11 protein-coding genes are annotated in these 16523 nt (G+C 72.2%); 7 read left to right on the top strand and 4 right to left on the bottom strand.

The window, feature by feature from the left end; translation table 11 throughout:
• Window positions 1-11 precede the first annotated feature (11 nt).
• Window positions 12-1043: a bifunctional class I SAM-dependent methyltransferase/NUDIX hydrolase gene (locus MQP27_RS45860; protein ID WP_242777037.1), complete on the bottom strand. Its 1032-nt coding sequence runs from the start codon at window positions 1041-1043 to the stop codon at window positions 12-14.
• Between the two features lie 170 nt (window positions 1044-1213).
• Here MQP27_RS45860 and MQP27_RS45855 point away from each other — a divergent pair, with 170 nt between their 5' ends.
• Complete coding sequence (locus MQP27_RS45855; RefSeq protein ID WP_242777035.1) at window positions 1214-2251, top strand: LacI family DNA-binding transcriptional regulator; 1038 nt, start codon at window positions 1214-1216, stop codon at window positions 2249-2251.
• 76 nt (window positions 2252-2327) lie between these two features.
• Window positions 2328-4469 (top strand): beta-galactosidase, encoded by a 2142-nt coding sequence (locus MQP27_RS45850; RefSeq protein ID WP_242777033.1) that lies wholly within the window; start codon window positions 2328-2330, stop codon window positions 4467-4469.
• A gap of 15 nt (window positions 4470-4484) precedes the next feature.
• On the opposite strand, the gene pqqB is transcribed toward MQP27_RS45850, so the two are convergent.
• Genes pqqB through efeU form a run of 3 tightly spaced genes read right to left on the bottom strand, consistent with a single transcriptional unit; the run spans window position 4485 to window position 8783 of the window.
• The gene (pqqB, locus tag MQP27_RS45845; RefSeq protein WP_242777031.1) at window positions 4485-5390 is read right to left on the bottom strand and encodes a pyrroloquinoline quinone biosynthesis protein PqqB; all 906 of its coding nucleotides are present in this window, start codon (window positions 5388-5390) and stop codon (window positions 4485-4487) included.
• Between the two features lie 34 nt (window positions 5391-5424).
• Window positions 5425-6708 carry an iron uptake transporter deferrochelatase/peroxidase subunit gene (efeB, locus tag MQP27_RS45840; RefSeq protein ID WP_242777288.1) on the bottom strand — a complete coding sequence of 428 codons (1284 nt, stop codon included), beginning with the start codon at window positions 6706-6708 and terminating at the stop codon, window positions 5425-5427.
• A 41-nt stretch (window positions 6709-6749) separates the two neighbouring features.
• Window positions 6750-8783: an iron uptake transporter permease EfeU gene (gene efeU / locus MQP27_RS45835; RefSeq protein ID WP_242777029.1), complete on the bottom strand. Its 2034-nt coding sequence runs from the start codon at window positions 8781-8783 to the stop codon at window positions 6750-6752.
• A 727-nt stretch (window positions 8784-9510) separates the two neighbouring features.
• Between efeU and MQP27_RS45830 the strand changes: the two genes are divergently transcribed.
• The 5 genes from MQP27_RS45830 (at window position 9511) to MQP27_RS45810 (ending at window position 16522) form a co-directional block, all read left to right on the top strand.
• A complete protein-coding gene (locus MQP27_RS45830; RefSeq protein WP_242777027.1) occupies window positions 9511-10983 on the top strand; it encodes a sugar transferase in 1473 nt (490 codons plus the stop codon).
• 80 nt (window positions 10984-11063) lie between these two features.
• Window positions 11064-12380, top strand: coding sequence for a nucleotide sugar dehydrogenase (locus MQP27_RS45825; protein WP_242777025.1), 1317 nt, complete (start codon window positions 11064-11066; stop codon window positions 12378-12380).
• Window positions 12370-13638 (top strand): glycosyltransferase family 4 protein, encoded by a 1269-nt coding sequence (locus MQP27_RS45820; protein ID WP_242777023.1) that lies wholly within the window; start codon window positions 12370-12372, stop codon window positions 13636-13638. The genes MQP27_RS45825 and MQP27_RS45820 overlap by 11 nt, the downstream gene beginning before the upstream one ends.
• Complete coding sequence (locus tag MQP27_RS45815; protein WP_242777021.1) at window positions 13635-15005, top strand: Wzz/FepE/Etk N-terminal domain-containing protein; 1371 nt, start codon at window positions 13635-13637, stop codon at window positions 15003-15005. The genes MQP27_RS45820 and MQP27_RS45815 overlap by 4 nt, the downstream gene beginning before the upstream one ends.
• Entirely contained in the window at window positions 15002-16522 is a 1521-nt protein-coding gene (locus tag MQP27_RS45810) for a Wzz/FepE/Etk N-terminal domain-containing protein (RefSeq protein ID WP_242777019.1), read from the top strand. Before MQP27_RS45815 ends, MQP27_RS45810 begins: the two co-directional genes overlap by 4 nt.
• Window position 16523 lies beyond the last annotated feature (1 nt).

Raw genomic sequence — 16523 nt, 5'->3', positions numbered from 1 at the left:
CGGCTTGGTGGTCAGGCGATCGGATACCGGTGGACCGGCGGCAGGCCGCTCAGCACGCCGGGGTGCACGACATCGACGACATGGGCGCTCGGAGTGAAGAGCGGCTGGGCGAGAAGCGGCAGGTCGGCGACCTCGTGCCACTCCCAGCGGCGAACCAGATGCGGCTCGGCGACAACCGGCTCCCCGCTGTACGAGGTGACGTGGACGGCGGCGGTGAGCCGCGGCATGCCCCGCACGGAATCCAGGAGCAGAGCCAGCAGCCGCGCCTCGCCGCGGCCGGCTTTCAGCCCCGTCTCCTCCTCCAGTTCGCGCACGGCCGCGTCGACGAAGTCCTCGCCCGCGTCGTTCTTGCCGCCCGGCAGCTCCCAGACCCCGTGCGCCGACCAGCCCAGCAGGATCCGCCCGGCCGGATCGGAGACGACGACGCCCGCACCGGTCAGCGCGTGCGGCGAGGGCCGGCCCTTGCCGGCGCACTCGACCCCGGCCGGGACGGGCTCGCGCAGGATGACGAAGGCGAGCCCGTCGGCGTCGTACCGCTCGACCTCCGCCCATCCCGCGCACAGCACAGCCAGCTCGGTCTCGTCGAGGGCGATGTCCCGCTTGCCCTCCGGCACGCCCTCGGCGACGGGGGTGATGACACACAGGGCGCCGCCGGGCCGCAGCCGCTCGCGCAGCCGGTTCAGCACCCGGGTACGGTCGCGGACGAAGGCCCAGGCCAGCCGGACCGTGACCAAGTCGTAGGCAGGATGGGGCAGTTCGGCGAGATCGTCCCGCTCGATGTCGAACAGCGTGTACGTCACGGACGGGTCCGGCTCCGCGTGCGCGAGGGCTGCCGGCGCGAAGTCGACGGCGTCCACGCGGTAGCCGCTCGCTGCGAGATGGCGAGCGAGCTCGCCCAGCCCACAGCCGACGTCAAGGGCGACTCCGCCGTCGGGCGCCGGGAGGTGCGCGGCGAGCAGCCCCCGCTCGCTGTCCCGGAGCCCGCTGAAGCTCCTGTCGCTCGCGTAGTGCGCGTCCCACTCGTCCCGCCCGGTGTATCCCATTCGAAGGGCATACCCCGTCACGTGGTCGGACCCTCGCCGGATCAGCGGGCCGAGGCGCCACGGGAACGTGGCGCGAATCCTTGACACCCCTCGTGTGACTGCGTAGACATGTGACTGCGCAGACATGACAGCGCAGTCACAAGTGAGCCGGGCACCCCGGGAGGCCGGAGATGACGCGAGCCGGAGTGCAGGGTGGTGGCGCGGTCGCGCCGCGCGCCGTGGACGTGGCCCGGCTGGCCGGCGTCTCGCAGAAGACCGTCTCCCGGGTCTTCAATGGCGAGCGGTACGTGTCGGAGGACGTCCGCCGGCGCGTGCTCGGGGCCGCCGAGGAACTCGGCTACCGCCTGAACAGCGCGGCCCGCGCCCTCGCCTCCGGACGCACCCGCGCCATCGGCGTCGTCACCCTCGGCACCGCCCTGTACGGACCCGCCTCGCTGCTCGTCGGCATCGAGCGGGCCACCCGGGACGCGGGCTACGCGCTGCGCGTGGTCAACACCCTGGAGGGCGAACCCGCAGGCATCGCGGGGGCCGTCGAGTCGCTCCTCGACCAGGGCGTCGACGGCATCGTGGTCTCCGAACCGATCGACGAGGGCCCGGTCGCGCTCGGCGTGGACGTGCCGGTCCTGGTCCTCGGCGCGCCCGCGGAGTTCGGTGCCTCCCGGGTGGTGGCCGCCGGTGTCGCCGCCGAGGCGCAGGCCCGGGCCGCCACCGAACACCTGCTGGAGCTGGGGCATGTGACGGTCCATCATCTCGCCGGTCCGCAACGGTGGTTCGCGGCCCGGGACCGGCTGACCGGCTGGCGTGCGGCACTGGCGGACCGCGACCGGAGGCAGCCGCCCGTCATCGAGGGCGACTGGTCCGCGGCGTCCGGTTACGCGGCGGGCCGGGAACTCGCCGCCGACGGCGAGGCCACCGCGGTGTTCGCCGCCAACGACGACATGGCCATCGGCCTGATCCGCGCGCTGACGGACGCCGGGCTGCGGGTGCCGGAGGACGTGAGTGTCGTCGGCTTCGACGACATCCCCGTCGCCGCCTATGTCACGCCCCCGCTGACCACGGTGCGCCAGCAGTTCGACGCGATGGCGCGGGAGGGCCTGCGGCTGCTCGTGCAGGCCATCGAGAAGCCGGACGCGGAACCGGTGCCGGCCGGCGACCCACCGGTCGACCTCGTCGTACGCGCCTCCACGGCCCCGCCGCCGGCCCGCTAGCCACGCCCCTCTCCGACACCTGACCCGCTGTTCGCCGAGGCCGAGCAACTCCCCTTATGCCACCGGAGGTTGGTTCATGGCCGTCCTGCCCGACCGCGTCCTGTTCGGCGCCGCGTACTACTACGAGTACACCCCCGAGTACGACCCCCGGCTGCGGCCCGACGAACGGCTGAAGACCGACCTCGACCTGATGGCCGAGGCGAACTTCACCGTGATCCGGGTGGGCGAGTCGGTCTGGTCGACCTGGGAACCCGGCAACGGCCGCTTCGACCTGGACTGGCTCCGGCCCGTCCTCGACGGCGCCCACGAGCGCGGCATCTCCGTCGTCCTCGGCACACCGACGTACGCCGTACCGCCGTGGCTGGCCCGCCAGTACCCGGAGATCACCGCCGAGCACGCCACCGGCCGGCGCCTAGGCTGGGGCGCCCGCCAGGAGGTGGACTTCACCCACCCCGCCTTCCGCTTCCACGCCGAACGCATCATCCGCAAGATCGCCGCCCGGTACGCCGGCCACCCCGCGGTCATCGGCTGGCAGGTCGACAACGAACCCGGCCTGCACCTCCTCCACAACCACGGCGTCTTCCAGCGCTTCGTCGAGCACCTGCGCGCCAAGTACGGCGACGTCGACACCCTCAACCGCGAATGGGGCCTGGTCTACTGGTCCCACCGGCTCTCCGACTGGTCCGACCTGTGGACCCCGGACGGCAACGCCCAGCCCCAGTACGACGCCGCCTGGCGGGAGTTCCAGGCCCGCCAGGTCACCGACTTCATCGGCTGGCAGGCCGACCTCGTCCGCGAGTACGCCCGCCCCGAGCAGTTCGTCACCACCTGTATCTCCTACACCCGCCAAGGAGTTCAGGACGACGAACTCTCCGCCCGCCTCGACATCGCCGCCGGCAACCCGTACTACGACATGCAGGACAGTCTCCTGCTCCCGGACCCCACGCCCGACGACCACCGGCAGACCTGGAAGACCACCGGCCTGTGGTCGATGTTCCGGACCGCCGACTGGATGTTCTCCTCACGCCAGGAGCCGTTCCTGGTCACGGAGACCAACGCGGGCGCCATCGGCTTCGCCTGGGACAACAGGCCCGCCTACGACGGCCAGTGGCGCCAGGCGGCCTGGGCCCACGTGGCGCGCGGTGCGCGGATGATCGAGTACTGGCAGTGGCAGACCCTGCGCTTCGGCGCCGAGACCTACTGGGGCGGAGTCCTCCCGCACAGCGGCCGCCCGGGCCGCGTCCACGCCGAACTCTCCCGTCTGGGCGCCGAGTTCGACAAGGCGGGCTCCCTCGTCGCCGGGCTCGAACCCGACGCCGACATCACGATGGTCCACTCGACGCCCAGCAAGTGGCTGATGGAGAAGCACCCGCCGCTCGCGACCGCCGACGGCGAACCCGATCCCGCCGCCTACGACCGCATCTTCGACCCCTTCTACCGAGGCGCCTTCGAGTCCGGCCGCCAGGTGCGGATCGTGCACGCCCGCCAACTGCACGACCCGCTCGGCGAACGCCCGGGCACGACACCGGCCGAGGCCGCCCGCCGCCACCCCGTCCTCGTCGTCCCCGCGCTCTACATCGCCGCCGACTCCACCCTCGACTGGCTCGCCGCCTACGCCCACGCCGGCGGCCACCTGGTCATCGGACCGCGCACCGGCTACGCCGACCCCGAGGCCCGGGCCCGTCTCGAACCGGCGCCCGGCCGCCTCACCGAGGCCGCCGGAGTGTCGTACGACGAATTCAGCAATCTCGCCGGCGGCATCCCGGTCCACGCCGTGCCCGGCAGCACCCTGCGCCTCCCGCGGGAAGCCACGGCGACCCAGTGGGCCGACGGCCTGACCGTCGCCGACGCCGAGGTGCTCGCCGCCTACCGGCACCCGCACTTCGGCCGCTGGCCGGCCGTCACCACCCGCCGCCACGGGGAGGGCCGCGTCACCTGTGTCGGCACGGTCCCGGACCGGGCCCTCGCCCGCGGACTGACGGAATGGCTCGTGCCCTCGCCGCGGCACGGCTGGCACGACCTCCCGGACACGGTCACCGCCACCACCGGCACCTCGCCCGACGGGCGCCGCGTCCACGTCGTCCACAACTGGAGCTGGGCACCGGCCGGCGTCACCGCGCCCGTGGAACTGACCGACGTCCTGGACGACAGCGCGGTCCGCGCGGGCGCGGAACTGGAGCTCGGCGCCTGGGACGTGCGGGTGCTCGTCGCCTCCTGAACACGGGGGCGGCCGTCACAGGGTGATCAGCATCCGTTCGGCGGCCACACGCAACCCCAGCCCAGCGAGCCGCTCGTGCGCCGGATCGGCGGGGTCGGTCAGCGGGTTGGTGTTGTTGAGGTGGGTGTAGTAGCGGTGCTCCGCCGCCGCCCGGTGCAGGCGGCGGGCGGTGCCCTGCGGGCCCTCGACGGGCAGATGGCCCATGCCGGAGGCCGTGCGCTCGGAGATGCCGGTGCGGCGCGGTTCGTCCTCGTCGAGGAAGGTCCCGTCGAGGAGCAGGCAGTCGGCGCGGGCTGTCTCCTTGTCGAAGGCGTCGCTCCAGGTGGCGAGGGCGGGCGCGTACAGCGCGGTGCCTCCGGTGCTCGGATCGTGCACGCGCAGCGCCACGCTCCACGCGGGGTGGGCCGGTTCGTCGGCGGCATAGCGAGGGCGCTTGGCCGACAGGGGTACCGCTTCGACCCGGAGGCCGGCGATGTCGGCGGGCGGGGCCTGACCGGTCGACGGCAGGTCGTGCCAGGCCAGTCGGGTGTAGGGATCCAGTACGTCCGCGAGGTGCAGCCGGGTGAGCAGCGCCCGGCGTACCGGTTCCGTCGCCCAGACCTCGATGCGGGACGCCTCCCGCAGCCGGAACAGGCCGAGGACGTGGTCGAGTTCGGCGTCGGTGAGGACGACACGCACCACGGGCGTACGGTCCTGGCCGGCCTCGGGGCGCAGACCCGGGTGGCTTTCCAGCTGCTCGGCGATGTCCGGCGTGGCGTTGGCGAGGAACCAGGAAGAGGCCGGATCCGGCCCGTGAAAGGCCAGCCCGTCGTGCAGCCTGCGCCGGGCCGGGTCGCGCCGTGCTCCCGCGCATCCGGGACACGCACAGTTCCACTGGGGAAGGCCACCACCGGCGGCCGTACCGAGGATCCGCAGCTGCACGGTCGAACTCCGTTCCCTGTGACGCGTGGTGGGATCAGCCTGCCAGCAGCGCGCGGCCCAGCCAGTCCTTCTCGTCGCGTACGCCCGGCAGCGCGTAGAAGTAGCCGCCGCCGGTGGGGGAGATGTAGTCGACGAGGGGTTCGTCGATCAGGCGGGTCTGGGTGGCCTCGAACTGGCGCCTGACGTCCTGCTGGTAGCAGCAGAAGACCAGGCCCATGTCGAGGTTGCCGACGTCGTCGATGCCGCGGTCGTAGTTGTAACCGCGGCGCAGGATGCGGGAGTTGCCGGTCTTCGCGGTGCGCGGGTTGGCCAGCCGGATGTGCGCGTCCAGCGGGATCGCGTTGCCCTTCGGGTCCTTGGCGTAGTTGGGCGTGTCGGTTTCCTTGGCGCCGTCCAGCGGGGCGCCGGTGTCCTTGCGGCGGCCGAACATCAGCTCCTGCTCGCTCAGCGAGACGCGGTCCCAGAACTCCACCAGCATGCGGATGATGCGGATGACCTGGTAGCTGCCGCCCTCGGCCCAGGCGGGTTCGCCGTCGCCGTCGCCGACCCAGATGAGCCGGTTCGTCTCGCGGGCCGAGGTGACGTCCGGGTTGGCGATGCCGTCCTTGAAGCCGAGCAGGTTGCGCTGGGCGCCGGTGGGGCGCGGGGTGTTCTGGAAGCCGTCGACGCGCCACTTGATCTGCATGGCGCCGCGGGTGTGCTTGGCGATGTCGCGCAGCGCGTGCAGCACGGTGTCCTGGCGGTTCGCGCAGATCTGCAGCGAGAGGTCGCCGTGGCACTCGGCGGCCTTGAGGTTGTCGTTGGGGAAGGTCCGCATCGGCGTCAGCCGGACCGGCTTCGCCCTGGCGAGGCCGTAGCGGTCGTCGAAGAGGGAGGCGCCGACGCCGACCGTGACGGTCAGGCCGTCGGCGGGGACGGTCGGGCCGAGGATGCCGTTGTCGGAGGGCGGGGCGCCGACGCCGAGGTCGGCCGGGGTGCCGCCGGAGGTGAGGAAGCGGGCCCGGGAGGTGATGGTCCGGAGCAGTTCGGAAAGGCCCGCGCGGTCGTCCGCGACGACGTCGAAGGACACGAAGGTGGCGGCGGCGGGCGCAGGCGTGACGATGCCGGCCTGGTGGGCGCCGTGGAAGGGGACCGCGGCGGCGTTCACCGTCCCCGTGGCCGCCCGCGCCGTACCCCCGCCGCTCTCGGCGAGGGCGAGACCACCGCCGGCCAGGGCCGCTCCGGCCGCCCCGGCGCCGAGGGCCGTCCGCACGAAGGAGCGGCGGCCGTGACCGGCGGGGCAACCGCCCTGCGGGGCGGGCGTGTCGGCGGACGGCATGGGGTGGTTCCCTTCGGTCGGTACGGGGTGCTCGGCGGTCATCAGGCGGACTTCCGGATCTCCAGCAGGTCCGGGACGGGGGAGAGGTCCTCCAGCAACTGCCCCGTGGCTCCGTCGACCCGGGCCCGCGCGGTGGCGTCGAGCCGGTCCACGGGTGTCCAGGAGCCGCCGTGGTGTGCGGCGTCGAGAAGCTTCCGCAGACGGGCGATGTCCGCGTCGACGGCCGGCAGCAGCTTCGGCGCGCGGCTGGTCAGCAGCGGCCGGAGCACGGTGAGCAGCTCGCGGGTGCCGGCCAGGTTGGCGTTCGCGGTGGCGAGATTGGTGCCGCTGCCCTCGTCGGTGTCGCCGGTGAGCTCGAACTGGAGAGTGTTCTCCAGGATCTCGTGGGCGCGCAGCGGAAGGTCGGAGGGGTCGAAGTCCTGGGTGGGGAACGCCTTTTGGAGTCCGGCGGCCGCGGCGACGAGCTGTGCGGCAGGTGCCTTGAGACCCGCGGCCGACTCGCCGTGCCACAGGCCGTACTCGAGGCGGTGGAAGCCCGTGAAGTCCTTGTCGTGCACGCCGCCCGGAAGGCCGTCCGCCCTGCCGTTGATCTTCTTGTCGAAGTCCTCGAACGTGCCGTAGGCGGCGCCGAGGGAGGAGTAGGTGAGGTGCGCGGTGAGCCAGTCGGCCCGGGCCTTGGCGAGGTGGTCGCCCTTGATGTCGTCGTCGAGGGCGCGGACTTGAGCGACGAGGGTGGCCAACCCGTGGTCGACGTACGCCTTGTACCGCTTCAGCGGGGCGGCGAGGTCCCGCTCGGAGACCGGGACGACGGCCCTGGCGCTGCCGCCGCCCGTGACGCGGACGGCCTTGGAGGTGACGGCGGTGCCGCCGGTGGGTACGCAGCGCCAGGCGTAGGTGCCGCCGACGACGGTGGCGACCAGGGCGCGGGTGGTGCCCGGGGCGAGTCCCTCGACCTCGCCGTAGACGGCACTGGTCGACGGGTCGATCAGGTACACCTCGGAGGTCTTGCTCCCGGTGTTGTGCATCTGGAAGGTCTGCCGGCCCGTGCTGGGCGCGGTGAATCCCTTGCCGCACTCCTTCTCCGAGACGGCGATCGTCTGCGCGGAGGCCGGCTTGGGGCGGCCGAAGGCGACGGCGAGGCCCGCGATCACGGCCGGGACGGTGACGACGGCGACGGGGATCACCCACACCGGGCGGCGGCGGGGCGGGGCCGCGGGGGCGTTCTGCGCGGGGGCGGGCTTCTCGGCGGCGGGCTCGGGCTCCGTGACGCGCGCGCCGCGGACGAACAGGGCCATGACCACGGCGAGATAGCCGCCGTACCCGACGACCTGCAGCCAGGTCATGGCCGGCGTCAGGTTGAACACGCCCTGGACCAGGGCGCTGTACCAGGAACCGGCGTCGACGCTGCCGCTCAGGTCGAAGGCGTAGGCGGCTCTGCCGGGGAGCAGGCCGCCCTCCTGGAGGTCGCGCAGGCCGTAGCCGAGGACGCCCGCCGCGATGACGATGAGGACGGCACCGGTGGCGGTGAAGAACCTCGACAGGTTGATCCTCAGGACCCGGCGGTACAGGGCCCAGCACAGGCCCGTGGCCAGCACCAGGCCGATGGCGGCTCCGGTGAGCGGGCCCGCGGTCTCGCCGGCCGCCTGGGCGGTGGTCCACAGGAACAGGGCGGTCTCCAGGCCCTCCCGGCCCACGGCCAGGAAGGAGGTGAGGATCAGCACGCCGGCGCCCATGCCGAGCGCGCCCGTCACCCGCTCCTTGATCTCGCCGGACAGGCTGCGGGCCGAGCGGCGCATCCAGAACACCATGCCGGTGACGAACGCGACCGCGATCACGCTCAGCGTGCCCCCGAAGCTCTCCTGCGCGGTCGCGCTCAGGGACGCGGCGGTGAAGGTCAGGACCGCGCCGAAGCTCATGGCGAGCGCGATCGCCGCGAGGACTCCCGTCCACACCTGCGGCAGGCGCGAACGGGCGCCGGCCCGCACGAGGGTGGCGACGAGGACGGAGACGACGAGCCCGGCTTCCAGGCCCTCCCGCAGCCCGATCAGAAAGCTCGGAAACGCGTCGTCCCACATGTGGTTCTCCCTGGCCCGCCTCCGCCGCCGACCATGCTCGTAAGCGTAGGCATACCTAACAAGACGCGGATCATCATGACTACGGATCTGTAGTCAAAAGGTCATGCGGAAGCAAATTCCAGGGCAAAGCCCGATCGGCGGAGTGATTGCCGCACCGCGCCCACCGACAAGATTCCGCCGAACTCTCCCCGGACGCCGCCCGGTTGCCGGTGCCGGAGCGCTTGCGATTTGCCGGTGTTGACCGGACGAGTAACTTCCGTTATCACAGGTCACCAGGCATGTCGCCGCCAGGGGTGCTTCCGTCGCCGATTGTCGGGTTGCGGATCCGGCTTCAAATGTTGAGCACAAATTCCACACATCCCCCTCTTCAGGAGGGGCTCGATGGTCTAGATTGACCTTGCTTCGCATGGTGGGACACGAGGCGACAAATGGTGATCTATTGCTCCGGCGTTGCGCGGAGCATGGGGGGTTCCAAGGGATTCTCGAGTACCTCGAGAGTCCGTCAGGACATGTGAACTCGCTGCGCCAGGGCGGGTGTTGAGGCTGCCCTGAAGCAGCCGGGAAGTCGTGCACGGGGTGGGGCGGGGGTGTCCCACCGGGAGGAACGGCGCGGCGCGGGGGGCGGGGGGTCTCCCGAGGGGCGGAAGCATGCGGGAGGCGGGGGCCTCCCGGGGGGAGGGACAGTGTTGGGCGAGCACGTCGTACCACTGGGAACCGGGGGGGTTCTGTGGCGCAGGGGGGACTAGTCGACCCGTTTTCGTCGGCGCACAGACGTCTGGCGGACGAGGCGATCAGCCGGCCCGCGAGCGGTTGGGAGCAGCGGTACAGACGTACCGTCATGACCACCGACACCGTGGTCACCGCCATCGTGGTGGCGGCGATAGGTGAGTTCTTCGGGGCCCGGGACGCGGCCAACTGGCATGAGAAGTGGGGCATTCTGGCCTTCGGCACCGAGCTGCTGGTGCTGGGGTCGCTCGCGGTGAGCCGGTCGTGGGCTCCCGCCGTGCTCGGTCAGGGCGCGGAGGAGTTCCGCAGGCTCGGACGCTCACTGTTCACGGCGACCGTCGTGCTCGCGCTCGGCGGGATCGCCCTCACCTCGCGCAACATCAAGCTCTGGATATTCGTCGCGATCCCCGCGATCGCGCTCGTCACCATGACCGCCCGGTACGTGCTCCGCCTCTCGCTGCACAAGCGGCGGAACGAAGGGCGGTGCCTGAGACCGGTGCTCGCCGCCGGAAGCCCGGACACCGTACGGGACTTGATAAGCCGCACCCGCAAATTCCCCCACCTCGGCTGGCGGGTGGACGGGGTGTGCACGACCGACGGGATCGAGGGCGACGAACTCGACGGAGTACCGGTCGTCGGCCGGCTGGAGGATGTCGCCAAGTACGTCGAGCACGACGGATACCGCGTCGTCGCGGTCACCCCGGACCCGCACTGGACACCGGAGCGATTGCAGCGGCTGGCCTGGAACCTCGAAGGCAGCGACGCCGAGATGGTCGTCGCCCCCGTGCTGATGGAAGTGGCCGGCCCGCGACTGCACGTCGACGCCGTCCTCGGGATACCGCTGCTGCGGGTCAGCATGCCGACCTTCACCGGCGGCCGCCGGGCCATCAAGGCGGTCGTCGACCGGCTGGGCTCCGCCATCCTCCTGCTGCTGTTCGCACCGCTGATGGTGTGCGTCGGGCTCCTCGTGGTGCTGGACAGCCGGGGCGGCGCGTTCTACCGCCAGCGCCGAGTCGGCAAGGACGGCCGCGAGTTCACCATCCTCAAGTTCCGCACCATGGTCGCCGGCGCCGACCGGGCACGAGCCGAACTGGCCGACCGCAACGAGGGCGCGGGGCTGCTGTTCAAGATGCGCCGGGACCCGCGGGTGACCCGGGTGGGGACAGTGCTGCGCCGGTACTCGATCGACGAACTCCCGCAGCTCTTCAACGTACTCACCGGATCGATGTCGCTCGTCGGTCCGCGGCCCCCGCTGCCGGAGGAGTCCGCCGAGTACGGCCCGGACATCCGGCGGCGGCTGCTGGTCAAGCCCGGCCTCACCGGCCTGTGGCAGATCAGCGGACGCAGCGACCTGCCGTGGGAGGAGGCCGTCCGCCTCGACCTGCGGTACGTGGAGGACTGGTCGCTCGCCCTGGACACGGTGATCTTGTGGAAGACGCTGCGTGCGGTGCTCTACGGCCAGGGGGCCTACTGATGCGCGCGGACCGCAGGCCGGCAGGGCCTGCAAGGGGGGACCACAGGCCGCAGGGGCCTGCGTGGGGGGAGGGACGGGTCATGAGGATCAGCGTTTTCGGGCTCGGCTACGTGGGCTGCGTGTCGGCCGCGTGCCTGGCCAGCATGGGCCACGAGGTCATCGGGGTGGACGTCAACCAGGTGAAGGTCGACCTGGTCAACGACGGCAAGGCCCCGGTGGTCGAGGAGCGGATCGGCGAGCTCACGGCCGACGTGGTACGGACCGGAGCGCTCCGCGCCACCACCGACGTCCGTGAGGCGATCATGGACAGCGAGGTGTCGCTGGTCTGCGTCGGCACGCCGTCCGAGCCCAACGGCAGCCTGTGCACGACGTACTTGGAGCGCGTCACCGAGGAGATCGGCGCCGCGCTCGCCGAACGGGGCGGACGGCACACCGTCGTCTTCCGCAGCACCATGCTCCCCGGCACCTGCCTGAACCTGCTCGTGCCGATCCTGGAGAAGTCCCTCGGCGGCACGGTCGGCGTGGACGTCGGAGTCGCCGTCAACCCGGAGTTCCTGCGCGAGGGCACCAGCGTCCGGGACTTCTTCGACCCGCCGAAGACCGTCATCGGCGAACTCGACCAGGCGAGCGGCGACGCGGTGGCGGCGCTGTACGAGGGCCTGCCCGGCGAGGTGTTCCGGGTGCCGGTCCCGACGGCCGAGGCCATCAAGTACGCGGACAACGCGTTCCACGGCCTCAAGATCGGCTTCGCGAACGAACTGGGCGCGGTGTGCCAGGCGTTGGGAGTCGACTCGCACCAGGTGATGGACGTCTTCCTGGCCGACCGCAAGCTGAACATCAGCCCCGCCTATCTGCGCCCCGGCTTCGCCTTCGGCGGCTCCTGCCTGCCCAAGGACCTGCGCAGCCTGGTCCACGCGGCGCAGCGGGCCGACGTGTCGGTGCCCATCCTCTCCCACGTGCTGCCCTCCAACGCCGACCATCTGCAGCGCGCAGTGGAGCTGGTCGAGCGGACCGGCAAGCGCCGGGTGGGCATGTTCGGGCTGTCCTTCAAGCCCGGCACCGACGACCTCCGCGAGAGCCCGCTCGTCGAGCTGGCCGAGCGGCTGTTCGGCAAGGGGTACGACCTGAAGATCCACGACGCCAACGTGAGCCTGTCCCGGCTGATCGGCGCGAACCGCGAGTACATCGAGACCCGGCTGCCGCACCTCGCGCAGCTGCTCGCGGACTCCGTCGACGAAGTGCTCCAGCACGCCGAGGTGTGCCTCGTCGGGACCAAAGATCCGGCCGTCCTCTCGGCGCTGCCCCACGGCGGCGGCCAGGTGATCGTCGACCTCATCCGCCTTCCCGACGCCGAGACGCGCCGGACCGAACCGGGATACATGGGCCTTGCTTGGTAACGAAGTCAGCGGCGACGGCTCGGGCCGGCGCGCGCTGATCCTGGTGGAGAACCTGTCGGTGCCGTTCGACCGGCGGGTGTGGCAGGAGTGCACGACACTGCGCGACGCGGGCTGGGAGGTGCACGTCATCTGCCCCCGCGGAGAGAAGCGGGACACCGAGCCGGAGGCGCTGATCGACGGGGTGCGCATCCACCGCTATCCGCTGCGCGCGGCCACCGGAGGACCGGCCGGCTACCTGCAGGAGTACGGCTCGGCCCTGTGGCACACCGCCCGGCTGGCCCGCAAGGTCGGCCCGGTTCACGTGGTCCACGCCTGCAACCCGCCCGACCTGCTGTTCCTGGCGGCCCGTCGGCTCAGGCGGCGCGGCGCACGGTTCGTCTTCGACCAGCACGACCTGGTGCCCGAGCTGTACCTCTCCCGCTTCGGCCGCGGCAAGGACCTGCTCTACCGCGCCGTGTGCGCGCTGGAACGGCGCACCTACCGGGCCGCGGACATCGTGCTCGCCACGAACGAGAGCTACCGGGACGTCGCGGTGAGCCGCGGCGGCAAGCGGCCCGAGGACGTCTACGTGGTGCGCAGCGCACCCCAGGTCGAGCGGTTCCAACCGGTGCCGGCCGAGCCGGAGTTGAAGCGCGGCAAGCCCCATCTGCTGTGCTACCTCGGCGTCATGGGCCCGCAGGACGGCGTCGACTACGCCCTGCGCGCCCTGGCGAAGCTGCGCGACGAGTTCGGGCGGACCGACTGGCACGCGGTGTTCGTGGGCTCCGGCGACGCCTTCGACGCGATGGTGGAGCTGTCCCGCGAGCTCGGCCTCGACGACCAGGTGCAGTTCACCGGGCGCATTCCGGACGCCGACCTGGTGCGGTACCTGTCCACCGCGGACGTGTGCCTCTCCCCGGACCCGCGCAACCCGCTCAACGACGTGTCGACCATGAACAAGGTCCTGGAGTACATGGCGATGGGCCGGCCCATCGTCTCCTTCGACCTGAAGGAGGCGCGCGTCTCCGCCGGTGACGCCGCCGTCTACGCTCCCGCCAACGACGAGGCCCACTTCGCCGAGCTCATCACGGCGTTGCTGGACGACCCCGACAAGCGGGCCCGCATGGGCAAGATCGGCCAGGAGCGAATCGGCGGGCAGCTTTCCTGGAGCAACTCCCAGGCATCGCTGCTCGCCGCCTACGCCGCCGCCTGCCGGGACCGCGACGCGGTCCGCGCGGGCGGCGCGGTGCGCACAAGGAAGAAGAGGCAGCGCAGTTGAACGAAGACACCATCCGCCTGGTCACGATCGGGCGGATACTCCGTCGGCGGTGGCGGCTCCTCGCCGCCCTCGCCGTCTTGGGCGCACTCGTCGGATACGGCGCCTCGGTGCTGGTGTTCCCGCCGCGGTACACCGCGCAGGCACCGGTACTGCTGCCCGGGGTGTGGGAGGAGCGGGAGCTGCTCACCCAGGTCGACATCGCCACCAGTCTGACCGTCGTCGACCGCGCGGCCGACGCCATCCACTGGACCGACGTCAGCCGCACCGAACTGCGGAGCCACGTCAGCGCCTCGGCCGCCGACGGGAACATCATCACGATCTCGGGTACGGCCGACACCCCGGAGCGCGCGCAGCGGCTCGCCGACGGGGTGGCGCAGGAGTTCGTGCAGTTCGCCGGGGAGGTCGCGGGCAGCAGTGCCGACGCCGGCGTGGCCGCGCAGACCGAGGCGCTGCGCAAGCAGGTCGCGGAGACCAACCGCCGCATCTCCGACCTGGCCAAGGCGGCCGACCCGGGACAGACCGTGGAGAGCGTGCAGTCCCGCACGGCGCTCGAGAACCTGCGCACCTCGCTGGAGGCGGCCATGAAGAAGCTGGAAGAGGCCGACCCGTCGACCAGCAAGGCGGGCATGGTCGTCATGGGCGCGGCTCCCCGGCCGACCGGCGAGGCGCCGCCGACGAGGACTCAGCTCGTCGCCGGCGGGGCGGTGCTGTTCTTCCTGCTCACGGTCATCGGGCATCTCGTCGCCGCGCGGATGAACCGCCGGCTGCGCACCGAACCCGAGATCGCGGCCGCCCTGGGCGCGGCGTCGCTGGGCACCGTCGACGTGGCCGGTGAATGGCCCGCGCTCCGGCCGCAGGGCGCGGGCCGGGCGGCCCGGGTCCGCCGGCTGCTCGGCATGGACGTCCGCTGGGACGTACCGGCCCCGCTGAAGTCCGGCGACGAGGCCGGCCGACGGCTGCGCTACCGGCGGGTGTGCGCCCGCCTGAGGGAACAGCTGCCGGCTCCCCGGCGGCTGCTGGTCGTCGTACCGGACGGCGACGAGATCGCCCGCCGGGCCGCGGGGCTGCTCGTCACCGAGGCCAAGGCCGATCCGCTGCTGCGGGTGGTGGAGGTGTCGGTGGAGCGGCCGACGGTGCCGGACCGCGAGACCGAGGCCGGTGCCCTGGTGGTGCTCAGCGCGGGCAGCTGGACCGCGGAGGAACTCGCCGGCATCGCCGAGGCGTGCGCGGACGGCAGGCACGAGGTCCTCGGCGTCGTCGTCGCCGGGACCGTCCAGGCCCGTCCCACGCGTCCCGCCGCCGAGCTGCCGGACGACGCCACTCTGACGTTCGCCGTTCCCGGCCGCGCGACGGGAGGCTCGGCGTGAGCACGAACACGACTTCACCGGAATCGACGGCCACTCCGCTCCTGGACCTGCAGGCGCTGGTCGTGGCGGTGCGCAGACGCCGCCGCCTGTGGTGCACCATGGCGCTGCTGGGCTTCCTGGCCGGCGCGGCCGTGGCGGTCCTGATGCCACCGCCGCCGAGCGCGATGACCAAGGTGCTGGTCACCCACGCGGAGGACCAGCCGAACGACACCGGAACACTGATCCGCACCGACGTCGCGCTGCTGCAGACCACGCGGATCGCCGACGCGGCCCTGAAGGCCCTCAAGTCCCCGGAAAAGCCTGGGGACTTCATGAAGGACTACCGCGGCACCGGCCTGACCAACAACCTGCTGCAGATCGACGTGACCGGCGACACCGACGCCCAGGCGGTGGCCCGGGCCAAGGCGCTGGCCGACGCGTTCGTCGCTGACCACGTGCAGCGGATGAAGGCGATCGCGCAGGCCGAGTCCAAGGCCCTGATCGACCAGCGCAACCGCACCCGGGACGAACTCGCCGCGGTCAACAAGCAGATCAGCGACCGGTCCACGGCCGGCGACACCACGGGGGCGGCGAGCCTCGAGTCGCTCTACGCCCGCCGGGCCGAACTCAACTCGCGCATCTCCGACTTCGACCAGCGCGCCGCCGACGCCCGCACCGGCACTCCCCAGGTCATCGCCGGCACGCAGATCGTGGACGCCCCGAGCGCGGTACGGCACTCCCTGCCCAAGGCCGCCGCCACCGACGCCGCGATCGGGATGGTCCTCGGCCTCTTCCTCGGGCTCGCGCTGGCCGCCGTCGGCGTGGTCGTCGCGGACCGCCCCGTACTGCGCCGGGACATCGCGGCGAACCTCGGCGCCTCGGTCATCGCGGAACTGCCCCGCCGCTCGGGCCGGTCCTGGCAGCGCCGCCGGACCCGGCTGGCACGCGAACGGCTCACCACGTCCCTGGCCCGCACCGCCCGCGGCTCCGCGGAACCGCTGTCGCTGCTGGAACTGGGCTGTGCGCGCAGCACCGGCGCGATCGCCCTGAACGTCGCCAGGGCACTGGCGGCCGACGGGCCGGTGACCGTCGTCGACGGCCTGCCCGGCGGGCAGCTCTCCGGCCGCGGCCAGAAGCCCGGGGACCCCACCGTCGTCAGCGGTGAACAGGCCGCGAACGTGCCGGACCAGGGGCGCCTGATCGGCGTCGGCTCGGTCGCCCCCGGCACCGCGTGGACGGACCTCCGGTACCTGGGCACCCAGACCGTGCTCGTCGTGCGAGCCGGGCACGGCAGCGCCGCCTGGCTGCACACCGTGGCGCGGCAGCTCGCGGACCAGCACATCACGGTGGTCGGCGTGGTACTGATCGACCCCGATCCGCGGGACCGCACCGACGGCACCCTGTGGGACGGGCTGCACATCGCGCTGCGGGGACACAGCGAGCGGACGGCCCGGCAGAACGGGACGGGCCAGGCGAAGTCGGAGCGAATGCCGATGTGGGCCGCACGAATCCCGGACAGCGACCAGGAGGTGCGGTAGG

This window comes from Streptomyces cylindrosporus (assembly GCF_022698165.1).
GTDB lineage: Bacteria > Actinomycetota > Actinomycetes > Streptomycetales > Streptomycetaceae > Streptomyces > Streptomyces cylindrosporus.
Note: the sequence above shows the minus strand (reverse complement) of the source record. Positions and strands in the feature narration are given on the sequence as shown.

Bases quoted from the DNA above. Each gene is read 5' to 3' on its own strand.
- MQP27_RS45860 (WP_242777037.1), bottom strand. From the start codon at position 1,043: ATGGGATACACCGGGCGGGACGAGTGGGACGCGCACTACGCGAGCGAC.
- MQP27_RS45855 (WP_242777035.1), top strand. From the start codon at position 1,214: ATGACGCGAGCCGGAGTGCAGGGTGGTGGCGCGGTCGCGCCGCGCGCC.
- MQP27_RS45850 (WP_242777033.1), top strand. From the start codon at position 2,328: ATGGCCGTCCTGCCCGACCGCGTCCTGTTCGGCGCCGCGTACTACTAC.
- efeB (WP_242777288.1), bottom strand. From the start codon at position 6,708: ATGCCGTCCGCCGACACGCCCGCCCCGCAGGGCGGTTGCCCCGCCGGT.
- efeU (WP_242777029.1), bottom strand. From the start codon at position 8,783: ATGTGGGACGACGCGTTTCCGAGCTTTCTGATCGGGCTGCGGGAGGGC.
- MQP27_RS45825 (WP_242777025.1), top strand. From the start codon at position 11,064: ATGAGGATCAGCGTTTTCGGGCTCGGCTACGTGGGCTGCGTGTCGGCC.